The following is a 1831-nucleotide window of genomic DNA, read 5'->3' as shown; positions in this document are numbered from 1 at the left end:
CGGAGGAGGTCATCGATCATCCGAAGACCGAACGCGTACGCGAATTCCTCAGCAAGATGGCCATGANATNNGAGGCTTCTGTTGTTTTCGTGGGTTAGTTGGTGGGCTCCGGCAGTCGGATGTCGAGGCCGCCGCATCTGAGCATGACGAAGCTGATGAGGTTGTTCACGTGGTGGAAGCCGTAGGCCATGCGGATGGTGACCTTGATGCGGTTGTTGAACGCCTCGAGCCTGGCGTTGGAGTAGCCGAGCTCGATCGTGCGCAGGATGTCGGGCCGGCGTCTCCTGATCTTCCTGGAGAGTTCGACGATCTCGGGGATGCGGCTGTGGGACGCCCAGAATACCCAGTGTTTGAGCTCTCCGCGGGCCTGTTCGATGGGGTGTCTGAGCAGGTTGCGCAGGAGTTCCTTGAGCCGCCATGCGCGGTAGAGCTGTCCCCTGGGATCCGTGTTCCCCAACGCGGTGAGGGATTCGTCCTGCCGTCCGGTGAGATGGTCGGGGTTCTTCAGGACCGCGTACCTGACGCCGCGCATGCGTTTCGTGGTCTCCTCGTCGCCTTCGCGTCTGGCCTGGTTCCAGAGGCGTTTCCTGACCTGGTCGAGCGCGTCGCTCATCCAGGAGACGATGTGGAAGCCGTCGAGCACGCGCTGCGCGTCCGGGCACCATTCGCGCACGCATGAGTCGATCCAGCGTGCGCCGTCGCCGGTGACGACCCGGATGGAGGCGCGCTGCCCGTCGGTGAGCTGCCGGAAGAACAGGTCGAACACGTCCCTGCCGTACCCGTCGTGCGCCCAGATGACACGGCGCCGCTCGTGGTCGACGACGACGGTGATGTACGTGTGGCCCTTGCGGTAGCTGGTCTCGTCCACGCCGATCGACGTGAGGCCGTCGAACGGCGAGGGCATGGTCTCCTTGAGCCGTCCGGCGACCCTATGGGCGATCCGGCCCGCGGTGCGCCATGCGACGCGCAGGAACCCGCTCACCGTCTTCTGGTTCGCCACGGTCATCAGCCACGCGCACTCCGCCTCGAAATCACGCGTGAACCGGCTGCCGGGCTCGGCCCACGGCATGGCGGCGACGACCACGCCGCACCCGGGGCAGTCCACGCGCGGCATCATGGCGACCAGCTCCACCCGCCAGCAGCCGAAGTCCTGGTGACGCCAACGGCGCACGCCGCCGCCCCGGTCATAGCCCGGACACCGCCGACCGCAGCGGGAGCATCTGAGCATGCCGGCATGCGGGCGCACGCGCACCTCGAGCACGGGCTCGGGACGCAGCGGCGAGTCCGCGACCCGCACGTCCTCGACGACCATGCCTTTGACGTTGAGAAGACGTTTGAATAAGCTGTTCATCAGGCGTTCTCCGTGGTTCATTTCTTTGGTCGGAAAACAGAATACACGGGAACGCCCCTCACGCTTACGAAATCAACGGCTCAACGACGAACCCACACCCACGAAAACAGCAATAGCGCCAAAAATGAAGAAAACCGCGCGGCTTGCCATCGAGTCTAGCGCGTTTGATGGCCGTGTCCTGCTCGGTCTCGACAAGCTGGGGTTGAATCCCGTCTGGCAGCGGCACGAGAAGGCCGGCTCGCGTGCGGGTGTGTGGCTGATCGGCTGCGAGTCCGGGGACGACACGGCACGCCGTTGCGCGCGGTGCGGTGACGCCGGACGGATCCGCTCCTCGTGGCTCCGCCGGTTGGCGCACACGCCGGTCGGCCAGCACGCCGTGCATCTGATGGTGCGGGTGCGCCGCTACGAGTGCGTGCCGTGCGCGCGCTCGTGGACGGACGACCTGACCCGCGTCGCCCCGGAGGGCAGGCGGCTGACGGA

Annotated in this window: 1 protein-coding gene and 1 pseudogene; one reads left to right on the top strand and one right to left on the bottom strand. The window is 66.0% G+C overall.

Features of this window, described 5'->3' with window-relative positions; translation table 11 throughout:
• Positions 1-94 precede the first annotated feature (94 nt).
• Positions 95-1351 (bottom strand): ISL3 family transposase, encoded by a 1257-nt coding sequence (locus Uis1B_RS11685; protein ID WP_207763431.1) that lies wholly within the window; start codon positions 1349-1351, stop codon positions 95-97.
• 124 nt (positions 1352-1475) lie between these two features.
• On the opposite strand from Uis1B_RS11685, the pseudogene Uis1B_RS12500 reads away from it, so the two are divergent.
• Positions 1476-1831: pseudogene (locus Uis1B_RS12500) on the top strand (hypothetical protein); the annotation flags it as partial.

The organism is Bifidobacterium margollesii, assembly GCF_002860355.1.
Classification (GTDB): Bacteria; Actinomycetota; Actinomycetes; order Actinomycetales; family Bifidobacteriaceae; genus Galliscardovia; species Galliscardovia margollesii.
This window is presented reverse-complemented; position numbering and strand designations above follow the sequence as displayed.